Genomic DNA, 15,923 nt, shown 5'->3' with positions numbered 1-15,923 from the left:
GTCTTATCCGGGCAGCGCCTCGGCTGTGTACTGCGCGGCATAGTCGGCGCTGGGCGCAATCGGGGTGATCACGTCGATGAGCACGCCGTTTGGGTCGGCGGTGATGAAATGCCGCTGGCCGAAATCCTCGTCGCGCAGGGGCAGCAGGATCGGCAGGCCCGCCGCGCTGAGCGTCTCATGCACGGCGTCCACATCCGCCACCTCGAAATTCAGCAGCATGCCCGTGACCTTGCCCCGGGCCATGGCGGGGATCGTGTCATGCCTGCCATCGAGGATCGCCAGGTTCACCGGCACCGCGCCCGGCATCGTCAGATGGACATACCAGTCGCTTTCGAACGCCGCCTCAAAGCCGAAATGGTGTTGGTAGAAGGCGGCGGTGGCCGGGACATCCTCGACCATCAGCACGGGATAGAATTGGGCGATCTGCATGGGGCTTGCTCCGGGAGTCAAAAACATTCAGTCTGTATGGAAGTGAGTAACATACAGGCTGCATGTATGCAAGAGAGACGTAGCAACGCCGACCGCCGACAGGAAACCCGCGCCGCCCTGCTGGGGGCCGCCCGGGCGCTGTTCACCGAAACCGGCTATGCCGAGACCGGCACGCCCGAGATCGTCGCCCGGGCCGGGGTGACGCGCGGCGCGCTCTACCACCATTTCGCCGACAAACGCGCGCTGTTCCAGGCGCTGATCGAGGCCGAGGCGCAGGCCATCGCCGCCGGTATCGACGCGGCAAGCCTCGATGCCAGCGACCCGCTGACCGCGCTCAGACAGGGCGCTCGGGCCTATTTCGCGGCAATGCAGGCGCCGGGCCGGGTGCGGCTGATGCTGATCGACGGTCCGGCCGTGCTGGGCCCCGACGAGATGCGCCGGATCGACGCCGCGACCGGCGGCGCCACGCTGCGTGAGGGGCTGGCGGCGCTGCCCGGCGTCACGGCGACGGGCACGGAGCTGGAGGCGCTGGCGGATCTGGTGTCGGCGATGTTCGACCGGGCGGCGCTGGCCGGTGCGGAGGGGGGCGATGCCGGGCCGCATGCGGCGATGATCGACAGCCTCCTCGCCCGGCTGGCCTGAAACGGAAACGAAAAGGCCCCGCCGAAGCGGGGCCCTTCCGGTGCGGTGAGGCGCGCTCAATGCAGGCGCTGTTCCACCGTCGCGATCGAATCCTCGATCATCTTGTTGGCGTCTTCGGCCGTCAGGTTCTTGGCGATCAGATCGCTCGCCGCCGCGACCGACACGGCGATCGCGCGGTTGCGGACTTCGCGAACCGCCGCCGCTTCGGCCGCAGCGATCTGATCCTCGGCCGCGCGCAGACGGCGGGCAATCGAGGTTTCCAGATCGGCCTTGGCCTGAGCCGCCGCCACCTCCGCGTCGGCTTTCGCCTTGGCTACGATGCGGTCGGCCTGGTCCTTGACCTCGGCTTTCTTGCGCTCGAACGAGGCGCGCAGCTCCTGCGCTTCCTCCCGCAGCTTGCGGGCTTCTTCCAGCTCGGCGCGGATGGTGGCCGCGCGCTTGTCCAGAAGACCGCCGATCAGCCCGGGCACCTTGAAGTAAAGGAGCACCGCGATGAACAGCAGGAAGGCCAGCAGCACCACGAAGTCGGTGTTGCGCAGCGAGAAGAACGGACCCGAGGCCGCCATCGCCGGCGAAGCGGCAACGGCAAGCATCACGGCGAGAAGCCGGGTCATGCGGCACCCCCTTTCAGGCGGGCGTTCACCGACGAGGTCACCGACCGCGCATCGGCCTTGACCCCGAACACGCCCAGGATTTCCTTGGTCGTGTCCTTGGCGACCGTGCTCACGGCCTCGGCCGCGCTGTCACGGATCTCGCCGATCCGGGCCTCGGATTCCGCGGTGCGCGCGGCAATCTCGGCATCGGCCTTGGCGATGGCCACGTCGAGTTCCTTCTGGATCTCGGCGCGCGATTCCTCGACCACCTTGGCGGCAGCGGCGCGTGCGTCGTCCAGCGCCTTGTGATAGGCGGCCTCGGCCTCGGCGGCCTGTTGCTTGTAGGTCTCGGCGGCGGCGATATCGTTGGTGATGGTGCCGGTCCGTTCGGCCAGAACCGATCCGATCCGCGGCAGCGCCACGCGCGAGAGAATGAAGTAGAGCACGACCAGCGCCACCACCAGCCAGAAGATCTGGTTGGGGAAGGTCGCGAAATCGAGTTGCGGCATGCCACCCGACGAGGCCGCTTCGGCGCCATGCGCAGCGGCGGCGCCGTGCTCGGCTGCGGTTTCTGCAGACATGGGCGTCCTCCTGATTGACCGTATCCGCCGGGCAGGTCGTCAGACCCACCCGGCCGCAAGGATCACGGAATGGTCAGGATCAGACGGCGAACATCAGCAGCAGCGCGACGAGGAACGAGAAGATCCCCAGCGCTTCGGCGAAGGCGATGCCGATGAACAGCGTCGCGGTCTGGCCAGCGGCCGCCGACGGGTTGCGCAGCGCGCCCGACAGGAAGTTGCCGGCGACGTTGCCCACGCCGACCGCAGCCCCGCCCATGCCCATGCAGGCCAGGCCAGCGCCGATGTACGCACCCATTTGAACGATGGAACCTTCCATGATCTTTCTCCTTGAGGCTGGAATAGGTTGAGTGAGGTGTCGAGAGCCCGCGTCAGTGGTGCGGATGCAGCGCATCCTTGAGGTAGACGCAGGTCAGGATGGTGAAGACGTAGGCCTGGATGAAGGCCACGAGAATTTCGAGCCCGTACATCGCGGTGATAGCGATGATCGACAGCGGCGTCACGGCGATCCCGATGGTCGAGAGCAGGATCAGCGGCGCGAAGGCGGCGAACACTTTGATCACGGCGTGACCGGCCATCATGTTGCCGGCAAGACGGATCGAGTGGCTGACCGGGCGCACGAAATACGAGATGATCTCGATCAGCGCCAGGATCGGGCGCAGCGCCAGCGGCGCCGAGGACACCCAGAACAGGCCCAGGAAGCCCGCGCCGTTCTTGGCGAAACCGACGATGGTCACCGTCAGGAACACGCCGATCGCCAGCACCGCGGTGACCGCGATATGCGAGGTGGGCGTGAAGGCCATGGGCAGGAGGCCCAGGAAGTTCGAGAAGACGATGAACAGGAACACGGTGAAGATATAGGGGAAGAAGGCCAGCGCTTCCTTGCCCGCCACATCCTCGACCATCTTGTGGATGAACCCATAGGCCAGTTCGGCGATCGACTGCACCCGGGTCGGCACGATGGCCCGGCCGCGGGTGCCGACGATGAACAGAAGCGCGATGGCCAGGACGCTCAGCGCCATCCACAGCGTGGCGTTGGTGATCGTGAAGACCCCCACGTCGCCCTCGCCGAACAGCGGGCGCACGATGAATTGGTCCATCGGGTGGAAGGCCAGGCCTTCGCCATGCTCTTCTGCGGCCACGTCTCAGTCCCCTTCGTTCTTGGCGGGCATTGCCGCCTGCGTGCTCTTGCGCTGCGCGTCCTGGGCGGTCCGCATCATCACGCGGATACCGGCCACGAGGCCCAGCAATATGAACAGCACCAGGAACAGCGGCATGGTGTCGAACACCGTATCCAGCCCGTACCCGATGCCGAAACCGATCAGCAGACCGGCAACCAACTCGGTGACCATGCGCCAGGCGAAATGCGCCATCTCATGACCCTGCGCCACCCCGTTGACGGTCGGTTCCTGTGCCTTCTTCAGGCTCCGCAGCCGTTCGTCGAGCGCTTTCAGGCGCTCCAGATCGTTCGGGTCGGACATCGGGAACCCCCCTGGGGAGTGACGGGCGGAACCTAGAAGCGGGGGGGCACAGAGTCAAGCGCGAATACTGCCCTGCAAGTCTTTGATAAAGAGCGGAAATTTTCCGGTGCTTCACGGGGTCGTGGGGTTTCGGGCGCTAACGATGCCGCATCTGCACATTCAACGGATCGGTTGAATATCTTGACCGGGGCGCGGGGGCTGGATAGGCCCTTGGCCATGGCATCCCCCGATCCTCTTGACGTGATCTTCATGGCGCTGGCCGATCCGACGCGCCGGGCGATCCTGGGCATGCTGCTGGAAGACGACATGGCCGTCACCGATGTGGCCGAGCCCTTCGCCATCTCGCTCGCTGCCGTCTCCAAGCATCTGGCGCTTCTGGCCGAGGCCGGGCTCATCAGCCAGGAGAAACGCGGCCGGGTGAAATGGTGCAAGCTGGAGCCCGACGCGATGCGCGCGGCCTCGGTCTTCATGCAGGCCTTCGGGCAGTTCGAACCCCTGAACCTGGACGCCTTCGAGCGGTTTCTGGAAACCGAACTCGCCCCCCTGCCAAAGGACGAATAGGCCCGCCCGCGCGGGTTTGCGTTGACGGGTGGGCGCGGCGGTGTTTCCCTGATCGTGGTGGTGTTTCCCACCCGTATTTGCATGAGGCATTAGCATGACCCGTTATCTTCTGGCCGCTGCTGCGGCCCTGCTGCCCTTTGCCCCCCTCACCGCCCGGGCAGAGGTCGACCCCGCCAAGGCCCATGCCGTGATCGGCATGCTGCGCGCCTATGGCTGCACCCTGAACGAGGCGCAGACCGGCCTTTTCATGAGCGACATGGGCACCACGCCCGAGGAATATCAGGAGGTCCTGGCCGATGCCGTGGCCCGGGGCTTTGCCACCGGCGATGCCTCGGTCATGGGCGGGGTCACGCTCGACGCCGATTTCTGTACGCTGGACCAGGCGCCAAGCGCCGACGCCCTGCTGGTCGAGGTGATGCGCTACAACGATTGCCAGCTGGAGGTCAGCCAGGTGCCGACCCTGCTGATGCCGCTGGGCTTCATGCCCGAGACGTTCCGCCCGGCGGTTCAAGGGGCGCTGGGTGACGGGCGGGTGGTGCGGACCTCGGACACGCTGCTCACCCTGTCCGAGGCCGCCTGCCATCCGGCGATGTAAGGCGACCCCGGCGCCTGCGGGTCAGGGCCGGATATAGGACCAGCCCTGCTCCTGCAGCGTGACCAGCTGCACCACGCCCGAGGGGACGATATTGGCCTCGGACAACAGCGCGATGTCGTGCCCGGCCTGCCGCTGCATGCCCTGCAGGGTGTTGTTGCAGGCCTGGAAGGTGACGTTCTCATGCTCCAGCGCCATCTGGGCGATGCGCGGCGCCACCGGCGAGGTATCTTCGCGCAGCATGTGCAGGCCGGGGCCATAGGTCACGACCTGCACCTCCACCTCGTCGCCCTGCTCGGCGTAATAGGCGATCAGGTTGTTCACGTTGTTCAGCGTCATGTTCATGACCTGCGGGTCATTCTCGTCGACGTGAAAGGCGACGCGGTGCGTCTCGGCCAGCGCGGCCAGCGGCGCGAGCGACAGCGCGACGGCGAGGCCGGTCGCGCGCAAAGCAGTCTTCAGCATGGAAATCCTCCGGTTCGTGACGCGCATCCTCCCAAACGCGCGGGGCCGAAACCCGGGGTCAGGATAGGCATGTCTGCCCGGCCCGCACAATGAAAGAATGCGCATATACGAATGCAGAGGGGGCGGCCCGCGCGGTGCCGCCCCTGTCCTTGTCCGAAGCCCCGGTTATTCGGCGGGCACCGCCGCGACGGCGCGCGGGCTGCCGAAATGGCGCCGGTTCAGGGTGAAGACCAGCGCCACCATCGCCGCCTGCACCAGCAGCGCCACCGCGATCAGCGCCCAGTAGACGGCCGAGAACTTGTCGACCAGATGCACCGCGACCAGCCCCTTGTGGACAAAGAACTGCCACAGCACGGTGAAGCCGACGCCGGGGCAGACCAGCGCATAGCTCATGACCGAGGTCTCGCGCCCCCAGATGAAGCGCTTGCCGTATTGGTGGCGCGACAGGATCAGCCAGCCGAAGAGCGCGAAGACCAGCTGCACCGAGACGACCTTGGCCAGGAAGAGGAAGGTCTCGGCGTCCGAGGTATGCGCCTCGAACTGGGTGCCCAGCCCGTGATTCTGCCGCATCATCAGGATGCCGAGGATGGTCATCAGCGGGATCAGGATCATCAGCGTCGGCGCGGTCTCGGCATTGGTGCCATGGTCCAGCATCGAGCGGATGCCGAGCACCAGTGCGATCCCGGCGATCAGGACCGAAGTCACCAGCAGGAAGGTCGAGGCGACGATCGACAGGCCGACCACGGCCGCATTGGTGCTCATCGCCGCGGGGGCGGCCATGCCGACCCCGATCATGGCAAAGGCAAAGGCGGGCAGGATCTGGCCGAAGCTGTTGTTGGCGGCGTGGTTGAACCCGCCCTCGACCTTGATGCGGGCGATGAAGGCGCCGTAGCTGCGGAAGGCCAGCACGGCGATCAGCACGAAGGCCGACAGCGCCACCGGGAACAAATATTCGACCACGGTCCACAGGCCGGGCACAAAGACCAGCCCGGCGATGAACAACCCGTTCACCGACATGGCCAGCGCCAGCGGCAGGGCCATCAACTGGCTTTGCGCGTTGGTCTTGGTGAATTTCTCATAGGCCTCGGTCCGTTTCCAGGCGACGAAGTGGCTGAGGTTCCACAGCAGCGATTTCAGATTCAGCACGACGAACAGCGCGATTCCGGCCATCGCCGCAGCAATCATCGCCTGTTTCAGAGGTGTCCCGCTCTGGAAGGCGGCGGCGATATCCTCGAAGATCGGCACCGTGCGGCCGGGATGCGGCAGCCAGAACATCAGCCACATGAAGAAGCTGACCGACAGGCCCCCGGCACCGAGCGAGGCCAGGAAATACATTGGCGTATAGGTGTCCGAGGGACGGGTGGGAGACATGGCGGGACCTCACATATTCCAGTTATGGAATACTTGATAGCATTCCAAATTTGGAATGTGAAGCGCCCGATTGTCGCAGGTGCAACGGGTTCAGACCGCGCGCCGATAGGTGATCGAGGTCGGGCGGTCATAGCCCGGGTGCGCCGTCCGTTCGACCTCGCGAAAGCCCAGCCGCTGGAAAGTCGCCTGATTGCCGGTCAACTCGACCCGGGTCTGCAAGGTGACATGCGCCAACCCCAGCGCCCGGGCCCGCGCCACCGCGTGCCCGATCATCCGCCGCGCAAGCCCCGCGCCCCTAAGCCGACCATCCACCGCCAGCTTGCCCAGATAGAGCGTGTCGCCCTTGACCGTCAGGATCATGCAGGCGGCAGGCCCCGGTTCCAGCACCCAAAGCTCATTCTGCGCCGCGTCGCTGGCCAGATCCGCCGGCGTCATCCGGGTAAGCGAGGACGGCGGGTCGATCACCCCCTCCATATAACCGAAAGCGTCGGTCAGCAGCGTATGGACCGGCGCCATCTCCTCGTCCGGCGCCATGCGCCGGAGGGTCACGGGATCGAGCGGTCGCTCCATGAACACCGACGCCGGGACATCCGCATAGTCGGCGAAGGGCCCGCAGACGCTGAAGCCATGCCGCGCGTAAAGCGCCAGTGCCTCGGTGTTGAGGGGGCCCGTCTCCAGCTTCAGCACCGGCAGGCCGCGCAACGCCCCCTCGCCGATCAGCCGCGCCAGCAGCACCCCCGCAGCGCCCTGACCCCGGGCGGCGGGGTCCACGAACATCGACTTCACCTCGCCATACCCCGCCCGCAAGGCCAGCGCCGCGGTGCCGATGACCCGGCCGTCCTGCCGCGCCGTGAAGAACAGGATGTCCGGTGCGCAAAGGGCGTCAATGGACAGGAAATGGTTGTCTTCGGGGTCATAGAGGCTTTGCAGATAGGCATGGGACGCCTGCAACAAGGCGGTCGCGCCGGGGTCGCGGGGGGAATCGGGGCGGACGGAAACAGCCATGGCGGACCTCTTTGCCGGCAGGCTAGGACGCCGCCGGTGTGGCCGCAATGCCCCAATATCTTGTGGATAACCCCCGTGGCGCCCGCCATATCCGGCGGGTTTCTTGACAGGGTCGCGCCCTCACCGGAAACTGCGCCCCGTAGGATGGGCAATATTGCCCATCCTACCAGACACCAGCCCCGGGACCCGCCCTTGCACTTCACCCGCCTGCGCCTCAACGGTTTCAAGAGCTTCGTCGATCCCACCGAACTGGTGATCCGCGAGGGGCTGACCGGCGTGGTCGGGCCGAACGGCTGCGGCAAGTCCAACCTGCTGGAGGCGCTGCGCTGGGTCATGGGCGAGAATCGCCCGACCGCCATGCGCGGCTCGGGCATGGAGGACGTGGTCTTCGCCGGCACCAAGTCGCGCGGCGCCCGGGCCTTTGCCGAGGTGGCGCTGACCGTCGACAACGGCGACCGGGTGGCGCCCGCGGGCTTCAACGACGCCGATTTCCTCGAGGTCACGCGCCGCATCACCCGCGACGCGGGCTCGGCCTACCGCGTCAACGGCAAGGAGGTCCGCGCCCGCGACGTGCAGATGCTCTTCGCCGATGCCTCGACGGGCGCGCATTCCCCGGCGCTGGTTCGGCAGGGGCAGATTTCGGAACTCATCAACGCCAAGCCCAAGGCGCGCCGGCGGGTTCTCGAAGAGGCCGCCGGCATCTCGGGCCTGTATCAGCGGCGGCACGAGGCCGAGTTGCGGCTCAACGCGACTGAGACCAACCTCGCCCGGGTCGGCGATACCGTGGAGGCCCTTGCGCAACAGCTCTCGGTTCTGGCCCGGCAGGCGCGGCAGGCGGCCCGCTACCGCGAGATCGCGGTCGAGCTGCGCAAGAACGAGGGGATGATCCTCTATCGTCGCTGGCGCGAGGCCAGTCAGGCACGGGCCGAGGTGCAGGCGTCGCTGACCCAGGCGATCACCGCCGCCGCCGCTGCCGAACGCGCCGCGCGCGAGGCCAAGACCACCCGCGAGAGCCGCGAGGACGCCCTGCCGCCGCTGCGCGAGGAGGAAGCCATCGCCGGCGCCATCCTGCAACGCCTACAGGTGCAGCGCGACACGCTGACCGATGCCGAGGCCCGGGCGCGGGAAGCGGTGCAGACCCTCATGGCCCGCATCGAGCAGCTCCGCCGCGACGCGCAGCGCGAATCGGGGCTGGCGGCGGATGCGGATGAGAGCATCGAGCGCCTGCAATGGGAGGAGGAGCAGCTCGCCCGCGCCGCCGAGGGGCACGAGGAGAAGCTGGCCGAGGCCGTGGAAGCGGCGCGCGAGGCCTCGGACGTGCTGGCCGACATCGAATCGCATCTGACCGAGGCGACCGAGGACATGGCCCGCCTCGCCGCCCGTCACCAGTCGCTGAACCGTCAGGCGGCCGATGCCCGGGCCGAAGGGGCGAAAGCCGCCGCCGGGGCCCAGCGCGCCGCCGATGATGCCGCGCAGGCCGGGGCCGCGCTGGAGGCTGCCGAGCAGGGTCAGGAACAAGCGGCCGAGGCCCGGGACGCGGCACAGGACCTGCTGGAATCGGCCGAGGAAACGCTGATCGAAACCGAAGCCGCCCGCGCCGATGCACAGGCCGCCGAGGTCGAGGCGCGCGCCGCCCGCGCCGGGGCCGAGGGCGAGGCGACGGCATTGTCGGCGGAACTGACGGCGCTGGAACGGCTGCTGGCGCGCGACAAGGATCTTGCCGGGGGGCTCCTGGATCAGGTCCGCGTGGCGCCGGGTCTGGAACACGCGCTGGGCGCGGCCTTGGGCGATGATCTCAGGATCGCGGCGGCGGCGACCGGCTCGGGCTGGCGCGCGCTCATGCCGTATGAGGCACCCGCCGCGCTCCCTGCCGGGGTTGCGCCGCTGGCAAAAAGCGTCTCTGCGCCTGCCGAATTGACCCGCCGCCTGTCGCAGATCGGGCTGGTGGAGCCGGGGCAGGCCGAGGCCCTGCACGCCAGCCTGAAACCCGGGCAGCGGCTGGTGACGAAGGGCGGCGACCTCTGGCGTTGGGACGGGTTGATGCAGCGGGGCGAGGATGCGCCCTCGGCCGCCGCCATCCGCCTGACGCAGCGCAACCGGCTGGACCAGCTGCGCGCCGATCTCGACGAGGCCGAGGAACGGCAGGAGGCCGCGCGTGAGGCGCATCAGGCCCGCCAGTCGCGCCTAACCCAGCTGACCGAGGCCGACCGCATGGCCCGCGACGCCCGCCGTCAGGCCGAGATGCGGCTGACCGAAGCCTCCCGCGCCGCGTCGAAGGCCGAGGCGGATGCGAGCCTCGCGCGCTCGAAGCGCGAGACGGCGGAACTGGCGCTGGAACGGATGCAGGCCGAGGCCGAAGCGGCGGACTCGCGGCTGGCCGAAGCCGAGGAGGCGCTGGCCGGGATCGACGATCTGGACAGCGCCCGTGCCCGGCTGGAAACCATCCGCACCCAGGTCGAGGCCGCGCGCATGGCGATGATGTCGCGCCGCGCCGCGCAGGAGGAAATCCGCCGCGAGGGCGCTGCCCGCCGCACCCGCTCGCAAGAGGTGGCGCGCGACATTCAAAGCTGGACGGCGCGCAAGACCAACGCCGCCGACCGCATCGCCGAGCTGGAACGCCGCGCCGATGACGCACAGGAGGAACTCTCGGAAGCCAATGCCGCACCCGAGGAAATTCTGGCCCGCCGCGCCGAACTGGCCGAGGCGATTGCCGAGGCCGAGACCCGCCGCACCGCCGCGGTCGAGGCGCTGCTCTCTGCCGAAAGCGCGCTCCGTGCGGCGGGCGAGGCCGAACGCGCCGCCGAGCGCAGCGCCGGCGAGGCGCGCGAGGCCCGCGCTCGGGCCGAGGCGCGGGTCGATGCCGCGGGCGAGGCCGTGGCGCTGGCCGCCAACCGCATCGCCGACGAGCTGGACGCGACGCCGCAGGGCCTGCTCAACCAGCTGGGCGTCGGGGCCGAGGAGATGCCGGATTCGGCAACGTTAGAGACGGAAATCGCCCGGTTGCGCCGGGCCCGCGACGCGCTGGGCGCGGTCAACCTGCGGGCCGAGGAAGACGCCCGGCAGGTCGAGGAGGAACACGGCACGCTGGTCCGCGAAAAGGCCGATCTGGAGGCCGCGGTGGCCAAGCTGCGCGGCGGCATCGCCGCCCTGAACCGCGAGGGGCGCGAGCGTCTGCTGGCCGCCTTCGATCAGGTGAACGCGAATTTCATGACGCTCTTCACGCACCTTTTCAACGGGGGCGAGGCGCGTCTGGTGCTGGTCGAATCCGACGACCCGCTGGAGGCGGGGCTGGAGATCCTCTGCCAGCCGCCGGGCAAGAAACTCAGCTCGCTCAGCCTGCTGTCGGGCGGGGAACAGACCCTGACCGCGCTGGCGCTGATCTTCGGCGTGTTTCTGGCCAATCCGGCGCCGATCTGCGTGCTGGACGAGGTGGACGCGCCGCTCGACGACGCGAACGTCATGCGCTTCGCAGATCTGCTGGACGAGATGACCCGGCGGACCGAGACACGGTTCCTCATCATCACCCATAACGCGCTGACCATGGCGCGGATGGACCGGCTGTTCGGCGTGACCATGGCCGAGCAGGGCGTCAGCCAGCTGGTCAGCGTCGATCTGAAAGCGGCGGAATCGCTGGTGGCGTGATCAGCGCGGGCTGCGCTTGGCGAGGATCCGTTGCAGCGTCCGGCGGTGCATGCTGAGGCGGCGCGCCGTCTCGCTCACGTTGCGGTCGCATTGCTCATAGACCCGCTGGATATGCTCCCAGCGCACCCGGTCGGCGGACATCGGGTTTTCCGGCGGCTCGGGCAGCACGGCGCCCTCGCGTTGCAGAAGGGCGTTCACCACCTCATCGGCGTCGGCGGGCTTGGACAGGTAGTCGGTCGCGCCGATCTTGACCGCGGCCACGGCGGTGGCAATCGCGCCATAGCCGGTCAGTACGACAATCCGCGCGTCGGGCCGCTTCAGGCGCAGAGCCTCGACCACATCGAGGCCGTTGCCGTCGTCCAGCCGCAGGTCGATCACCGCATAGGCTGGGGGCCGGGCCATGGCCAGCGCCTTGCCAGCGGCGACCGAGGCGGCGGTTTCGACGGCGAAACCGCGCCGCTCCATGGCGCGGGCCAGCCGCTTGAGGAAGACTTCGTCGTCATCGACCAGCAACAGCGACGGGTCGGGGCCGAGATCGAGCGGGCTGTCGTCGGTCATGCGGGGCTCCTCGGGGTGTCTTGGTCCGATCTAGTCGCCCCGAGCGCGAAAATCAAACATGGATGCGGGATTGCTGATATGCCTGCGTCAGTCCGCCGCTGTCAGACCCGCGACAGATAGCATTGCGCGATTTCCGCGACCTCTTCGGCCGGTGTGTCGTGGCGGAAGATCTCGACCGTGCCGTGACCGGGGATCACCAGATAGCTGAAGGTCGAATGATCGACGAGGTAATACTGATCGTCGCCCTCCTGCCGCGAGAAATAGGTGCGATAGGCGCGCGACGCCGCCCGGACCTGCTCGTCGCTGCCGGTCAGCCCGATCATCCGCGGATGGAAGATCGAGGCGAATTCGCCGACCACCTCGGGCGTGTCCCGCTCGGGGTCGATCGAGATGAAGACCGGTTGCACGATCTGACCCTCGGCCTCCAGCAATTCGGTCGCCAGCGCGTTGCGGGCGCTGTCCAGCGGGCAGACATCGGGACAGAAGGTATAGCCGAAATACACGATGGACGGCATCGTCATCACGTCCTGATCGGTGACCGTCTGGCCCTGGGCATTGACCAGGGTGAAGGGGCCGCCGATCTGGTCGAGGCCCCCCATCACCGCGCCCGAGCGGCAGGGGTCGAAGGGATCGTCGCTCATCCCCAGCATCGTGCGCAGGAACGGCGGCTGATAGGCGAACAGCGCCAGCCCCGCCAGCATCACCGCGACCAGCGTTGCCGCTCCGATTGCATAGGCCTTGGTCATGCGTCTCTCCGTCGCTTGCGGGTTTGCACCGCTTGATGCCTCAACCCGCGGGGCGTAACAAGGCGCAAACCCGTGACCGCGACAACAGGACGCCGATGGACAGCACCGCCCAGGGCCTCATGAACCGCGACGTGCAGGGCCATTGGGTCCGGCTGGAGACGCTGACGCGGGTGCGCTGGCTGGCGGCCTCGGGTCAGGTCGTGGCGCTTCTGGTCACGCATTTCCTGTTCAGCCTCGATTTCCCGCTGGCTCTGTGCCTGTCGGTCGTCGCCGTTTCGGCCGCGTCGAACCTGCTGTCGGCCTATGTCTTTCCCCGCACCAAGCGCCTGTCGGAAACCGAGGCGCTGCTCACGCTTCTGTTCGATACGACCCAGCTGGCGCTGCTGCTGTTCCTGACCGGCGGGCTGAACAACCCCTTCGGGCTGCTGCTGATCGCGCCGGTGACCATCGCCGCAACCGCGCTGACCCTGCGCTCGGTCCTGATCCTTGGCGGGGCGGCGGTGCTGCTGGCCTCGCTCCTGGCCTTCGCCTTCGAGCCTTTGCGCACCGAGGCGGGCGATCCCGTGTTGATGCCCGATCTCTTCCGCTTCGGCTTCTGGATCGCGCTGGTCATCGGTATCGCCTTCATCGGGCTTTATTCCCGCTCGGTCGCGGCGCAGAAACACGCCCTGACCGAGGCGCTGCTGGCCACCTCGCTGGCCTTGGCCCGGGAACAGAAGCTGACCGATCTGGGCGGCGTGGTGGCGGCGGCGGCGCATGAGCTGGGCACGCCCCTTGCCACGATCAAGCTCGTGTCCTCCGAGCTGATCGACGCGCTGGACGACCCCGATCTGGCCGAGGACGCGCGCCTCATTCGCGAACAGGCCGACCGATGCCGGGCGATCCTGCGCTCGATGGGGCAGGCGGGCAAGGACGACCTGCATCTGCGCCACGCGCCGCTCGAGGCCGTGCTGCACGAGGCCGCCGCGCCCCACACCGACCGCGGCAAGGTGATCGGCTTCGATACCGGCGCCGCCGATGGCCGCATGCCCGAGATCTTCCGCCGCCCCGAAATCGTCCACGGCCTGCGCAACCTGATCCAGAACGCCGTCGATTTCGCCGCCTCCGAGGTCTGGGTCGAGGCGCATTGGACCGCCACCGAGGTGGTGCTCAGGGTCATCGACGACGGCCCGGGCTATCCGCCGCATCTGCTGGCACGGCTTGGCGAGCCCTATCTGAAGAACCGCCGCTGGGACGAACCGCGCGACGAATCCCGCCCGGAATACGAGGGGATGGGGCTGGGCCTGTTCATTGCCAAGACGCTGCTGGAACGCACCGGCGCCAGCGTGCGTTTCGGCAATTGCACCGAGCGCACGCGCCCCCGCCAGGCCCCCGACCGCCGCTGCGGCGCCCTGGCCGAAGTCCGCTGGCCCCGGCGCGCGATCGAGGCCGACCCGCGCCGCGCGCTGGGCGAGAACACGCCCATCGACAAGTCAATGACCTGATACCCCGTCTGAAGTTTTTCTGCCAAGATCGCCATTTCTATGGCTATTATCACTTCTTAACACAGCTTTAACCAATAGCGCCGATCCTGACCCGGCCCCGACTCGGTCAGCTCTCCCGGGTAGCCGACAGGGGGACAGGAGCCGCCCATGCAGACGACTTTTGCCTTTGCCCTCGTGCTTGTCGGAACCTCGGTCCTGACGGTGCTGGCCAGCCTGCTGATCTTCGGCGCGTTGCGGGGCCCGGGCAAACGCAGCGCCTCGCCCCTGGCCATCGGCAGCGATGCGGCGTTCCTGTTCGACGGCCAGACCCTGATCGACACCAACGCCCGCGGCGCCGCGCTGCTGGACTCCCTGCGCAAGGACGGGACCGAGGGTGGCGATGAATGGAGCCGCCTGACCTATTTCCTGGCGCAGGATTTCCCCGATCTGGCGACCGCGCTGGCCGATCTGCCGCTGACCCGCCGCGCCCGTCTGGTCGCCGGCGACGACCGGCGCACCGAACTGGTGATGGACTGGCTCGACGGGGCGCTCAGGCTCACCGTCATCGACGCCCTGGCCGAGGATGGCGCGGTGGTGCTGGACCGGCTCAGCTACCGCGCGCTGCAGGAGGAACTCGCGCTGTTGCGGCAGATCACCGAAGCCGCGCCGCTGCTGCTCTGGCGTGAGGGGGCGCAGGGGCAGGTGACCTGGGCCAATGACGCCTATCTCAAGCGGGTGTCCGAGGCGGGCGAGGGTGCGACGATGACCTGGCCGCTGCCCGCCCTCTTCCCCAGGGCCGAGGCCGGGCCCGCCCGCCGCACCGGCCTGCCGGTGCCGAACGGCGCGCGCAAAGGGACGGCGCAATCCTGGTTCGATGTCACCCGGGTCAATGGCGAGGACGGGATGCTGGTCTATGCCCTCCCCGCGGACGAGGCCTATCAGGCCGAACGCACCAAGCGCGCCTTCATCCAGACCCTGACCAAGACCTTCGCCACCCTGCCCATCGGCCTTGCCGTCTTCGACCGGACGCGGCGGTTGCAGATGTTCAACCCGGCGCTGACCGATCTGACCGGGCTGGAGCCCGAATTCCTGCTGTCGCGCCCGGGGATCGAAGGCTTCCTCAACCGCATGCGCGACAAGCGCGTGCTGCCCGAGCCCCGCGATTACCGCAGCTGGGCGCGGCGCCTGCTGGATATCGAGGCTTCAAGCCCCGGCGGCGAGTTCGAGGAAACCTGGACGCTGGGCAGCGGCCAGACCTTCCGCGTCAGCGCCAATCCGCATCCCGATGGCGCGCTGGCCTTCCTGATCGAGGATATCACCTCGGAAACCCATCTCACCCGCAATGTCCGGGCCGAGATGGAGACGAGCCAGGCCGTGCTGAACCAGCTGGACGAGGCGATCGCCGTCTTCGCCTCGAACGGCGAATTGCTGCTGACCAACAGCGCCTTCACCCAGCTCTGGACGCTGGAAGGCGAGGAATCGCTCGGCGCCGTCACCCTGCCCGAGGCGCTGGCCAATTGGCGCGAGGCGGGTGGCGATCCGGCCTTCTGGGCTCAGGTGGCGACGCTGGCCCGGCCCGGTTCCGGCGATGGCGCGCCGCTTGCCGGCAGCATGACGCTGACCGATGGCGAGGTCCTGCGGGTCGCGGCGCGGCGGACTGCCACCGGGGCGGTGATGATCTCGTTCACCACGACCAATCCCCCGGCGCAGGAAAGCCCCCGCGCGCAGGTGCTGCGCGCCAGCGCCTGAGCGCAGCGCGGGGTGCCACAGAAAAACGCCGGACCCGACGGGCCCGGC

At 68.1% G+C, this 15,923-nt stretch carries 17 protein-coding genes; 6 read left to right on the top strand and 11 right to left on the bottom strand.

Translation table 11 applies throughout. From position 1 onward, the window contains the following. Window positions 1–3: 3 nt before the first annotated feature. A complete protein-coding gene (locus DDE23_RS08490; RefSeq protein WP_107751534.1) occupies window positions 4–429 on the bottom strand; it encodes a VOC family protein in 426 nt (141 codons plus the stop codon). Window positions 430–495: 66 nt separating this feature from the next. Between DDE23_RS08490 and DDE23_RS08485 the strand changes: the two genes are divergently transcribed. Next, entirely contained in the window at window positions 496–1,071 is a 576-nt protein-coding gene (locus tag DDE23_RS08485; RefSeq protein WP_107751533.1) for a TetR/AcrR family transcriptional regulator, read from the top strand. Between the two features lie 56 nt (window positions 1,072–1,127). Here DDE23_RS08485 and DDE23_RS08480 read toward each other — a convergent pair whose 3' ends face one another. From DDE23_RS08480 to DDE23_RS08460, 5 genes are all read right to left on the bottom strand, one after another. Then, on the bottom strand, window positions 1,128–1,685 hold the full coding sequence (locus DDE23_RS08480) for a F0F1 ATP synthase subunit B (RefSeq protein ID WP_107751532.1): 558 nt from the start codon (window positions 1,683–1,685) through the stop codon (window positions 1,128–1,130). Next, on the bottom strand, window positions 1,682–2,245 hold the full coding sequence (locus DDE23_RS08475; protein ID WP_107751531.1) for a F0F1 ATP synthase subunit B': 564 nt from the start codon (window positions 2,243–2,245) through the stop codon (window positions 1,682–1,684). The genes DDE23_RS08480 and DDE23_RS08475 overlap by 4 nt, the downstream gene beginning before the upstream one ends. A gap of 79 nt (window positions 2,246–2,324) precedes the next feature. After that, window positions 2,325–2,561, bottom strand: a complete 237-nt coding sequence (locus DDE23_RS08470; RefSeq protein WP_107751530.1) for a F0F1 ATP synthase subunit C — start codon at window positions 2,559–2,561, stop codon at window positions 2,325–2,327. 52 nt (window positions 2,562–2,613) lie between these two features. Continuing rightward, complete coding sequence (locus DDE23_RS08465) at window positions 2,614–3,384, bottom strand: F0F1 ATP synthase subunit A (protein ID WP_272947872.1); 771 nt, start codon at window positions 3,382–3,384, stop codon at window positions 2,614–2,616. A 3-nt stretch (window positions 3,385–3,387) separates the two neighbouring features. Beyond that, window positions 3,388–3,723, bottom strand: a complete 336-nt coding sequence (locus DDE23_RS08460; protein ID WP_107751529.1) for an AtpZ/AtpI family protein — start codon at window positions 3,721–3,723, stop codon at window positions 3,388–3,390. Window positions 3,724–3,939: 216 nt separating this feature from the next. Here DDE23_RS08460 and DDE23_RS08455 point away from each other — a divergent pair, with 216 nt between their 5' ends. Next, window positions 3,940–4,284 (top strand): ArsR/SmtB family transcription factor, encoded by a 345-nt coding sequence (locus DDE23_RS08455; RefSeq protein ID WP_107751528.1) that lies wholly within the window; start codon window positions 3,940–3,942, stop codon window positions 4,282–4,284. A 94-nt stretch (window positions 4,285–4,378) separates the two neighbouring features. After that, on the top strand, window positions 4,379–4,879 hold the full coding sequence (locus DDE23_RS08450; RefSeq protein ID WP_107751527.1) for a hypothetical protein: 501 nt from the start codon (window positions 4,379–4,381) through the stop codon (window positions 4,877–4,879). Between the two features lie 21 nt (window positions 4,880–4,900). Here DDE23_RS08450 and DDE23_RS08445 read toward each other — a convergent pair whose 3' ends face one another. The 3 genes from DDE23_RS08445 to DDE23_RS25825 all read right to left on the bottom strand — a co-directional run bounded on the left by DDE23_RS08445 (window position 4,901) and on the right by DDE23_RS25825 (window position 7,717). After that, window positions 4,901–5,341: a DsrE family protein gene (locus DDE23_RS08445; protein ID WP_107751526.1), complete on the bottom strand. Its 441-nt coding sequence runs from the start codon at window positions 5,339–5,341 to the stop codon at window positions 4,901–4,903. Between the two features lie 165 nt (window positions 5,342–5,506). Further along, entirely contained in the window at window positions 5,507–6,712 is a 1,206-nt protein-coding gene (locus DDE23_RS25025) for a TsoY family (seleno)protein (protein ID WP_157957988.1), read from the bottom strand. A 90-nt stretch (window positions 6,713–6,802) separates the two neighbouring features. Beyond that, window positions 6,803–7,717 carry a GNAT family N-acetyltransferase gene (locus DDE23_RS25825; protein ID WP_337589831.1) on the bottom strand — a complete coding sequence of 305 codons (915 nt, stop codon included), beginning with the start codon at window positions 7,715–7,717 and terminating at the stop codon, window positions 6,803–6,805. A gap of 192 nt (window positions 7,718–7,909) precedes the next feature. Between DDE23_RS25825 and smc the strand changes: the two genes are divergently transcribed. Then, window positions 7,910–11,359, top strand: coding sequence for a chromosome segregation protein SMC (gene smc, locus DDE23_RS08425; protein WP_107751525.1), 3,450 nt, complete (start codon window positions 7,910–7,912; stop codon window positions 11,357–11,359). Here the strand turns inward: smc and DDE23_RS08420 are convergent, their stop codons facing one another. Beyond that, complete coding sequence (locus tag DDE23_RS08420; RefSeq protein WP_107751524.1) at window positions 11,360–11,917, bottom strand: ActR/PrrA/RegA family redox response regulator transcription factor; 558 nt, start codon at window positions 11,915–11,917, stop codon at window positions 11,360–11,362. Between the two features lie 101 nt (window positions 11,918–12,018). Beyond that, window positions 12,019–12,663 carry an SCO family protein gene (locus DDE23_RS08415; protein ID WP_107751523.1) on the bottom strand — a complete coding sequence of 215 codons (645 nt, stop codon included), beginning with the start codon at window positions 12,661–12,663 and terminating at the stop codon, window positions 12,019–12,021. A gap of 95 nt (window positions 12,664–12,758) precedes the next feature. Between DDE23_RS08415 and regB the strand changes: the two genes are divergently transcribed. Further along, window positions 12,759–14,147 (top strand): sensor histidine kinase RegB, encoded by a 1,389-nt coding sequence (gene regB / locus DDE23_RS08410; RefSeq protein ID WP_107751522.1) that lies wholly within the window; start codon window positions 12,759–12,761, stop codon window positions 14,145–14,147. Window positions 14,148–14,294: 147 nt separating this feature from the next. Then, the gene (locus DDE23_RS08405; RefSeq protein ID WP_107751521.1) at window positions 14,295–15,875 is read left to right on the top strand and encodes a PAS-domain containing protein; all 1,581 of its coding nucleotides are present in this window, start codon (window positions 14,295–14,297) and stop codon (window positions 15,873–15,875) included. Window positions 15,876–15,923 lie beyond the last annotated feature (48 nt).

Source organism: Pararhodobacter aggregans, from assembly GCF_003075525.1.
Taxonomy (GTDB): Bacteria; Pseudomonadota; Alphaproteobacteria; order Rhodobacterales; family Rhodobacteraceae; genus Pararhodobacter; species Pararhodobacter aggregans.
Note: the sequence above shows the minus strand (reverse complement) of the source record. Positions and strands in the feature narration are given on the sequence as shown.

Bases quoted from the DNA above. Each gene is read 5' to 3' on its own strand.
- DDE23_RS08445 (WP_107751526.1), bottom strand. From the start codon at position 5,341: ATGCTGAAGACTGCTTTGCGCGCGACCGGCCTCGCCGTCGCGCTGTCG.
- DDE23_RS08485 (WP_107751533.1), top strand. From the start codon at position 496: ATGCAAGAGAGACGTAGCAACGCCGACCGCCGACAGGAAACCCGCGCC.
- DDE23_RS08480 (WP_107751532.1), bottom strand. From the start codon at position 1,685: ATGACCCGGCTTCTCGCCGTGATGCTTGCCGTTGCCGCTTCGCCGGCG.
- DDE23_RS08415 (WP_107751523.1), bottom strand. From the start codon at position 12,663: ATGACCAAGGCCTATGCAATCGGAGCGGCAACGCTGGTCGCGGTGATG.
- DDE23_RS08420 (WP_107751524.1), bottom strand. From the start codon at position 11,917: ATGACCGACGACAGCCCGCTCGATCTCGGCCCCGACCCGTCGCTGTTG.
- DDE23_RS08470 (WP_107751530.1), bottom strand. From the start codon at position 2,561: ATGGAAGGTTCCATCGTTCAAATGGGTGCGTACATCGGCGCTGGCCTG.
- regB (WP_107751522.1), top strand. From the start codon at position 12,759: ATGGACAGCACCGCCCAGGGCCTCATGAACCGCGACGTGCAGGGCCAT.
- DDE23_RS08475 (WP_107751531.1), bottom strand. From the start codon at position 2,245: ATGTCTGCAGAAACCGCAGCCGAGCACGGCGCCGCCGCTGCGCATGGC.
- DDE23_RS25825 (WP_337589831.1), bottom strand. From the start codon at position 7,717: ATGGCTGTTTCCGTCCGCCCCGATTCCCCCCGCGACCCCGGCGCGACC.
- DDE23_RS08405 (WP_107751521.1), top strand. From the start codon at position 14,295: ATGCAGACGACTTTTGCCTTTGCCCTCGTGCTTGTCGGAACCTCGGTC.
- DDE23_RS08460 (WP_107751529.1), bottom strand. From the start codon at position 3,723: ATGTCCGACCCGAACGATCTGGAGCGCCTGAAAGCGCTCGACGAACGG.
- DDE23_RS25025 (WP_157957988.1), bottom strand. From the start codon at position 6,712: ATGTCTCCCACCCGTCCCTCGGACACCTATACGCCAATGTATTTCCTG.
- DDE23_RS08450 (WP_107751527.1), top strand. From the start codon at position 4,379: ATGACCCGTTATCTTCTGGCCGCTGCTGCGGCCCTGCTGCCCTTTGCC.
- DDE23_RS08455 (WP_107751528.1), top strand. From the start codon at position 3,940: ATGGCATCCCCCGATCCTCTTGACGTGATCTTCATGGCGCTGGCCGAT.
- DDE23_RS08490 (WP_107751534.1), bottom strand. From the start codon at position 429: ATGCAGATCGCCCAATTCTATCCCGTGCTGATGGTCGAGGATGTCCCG.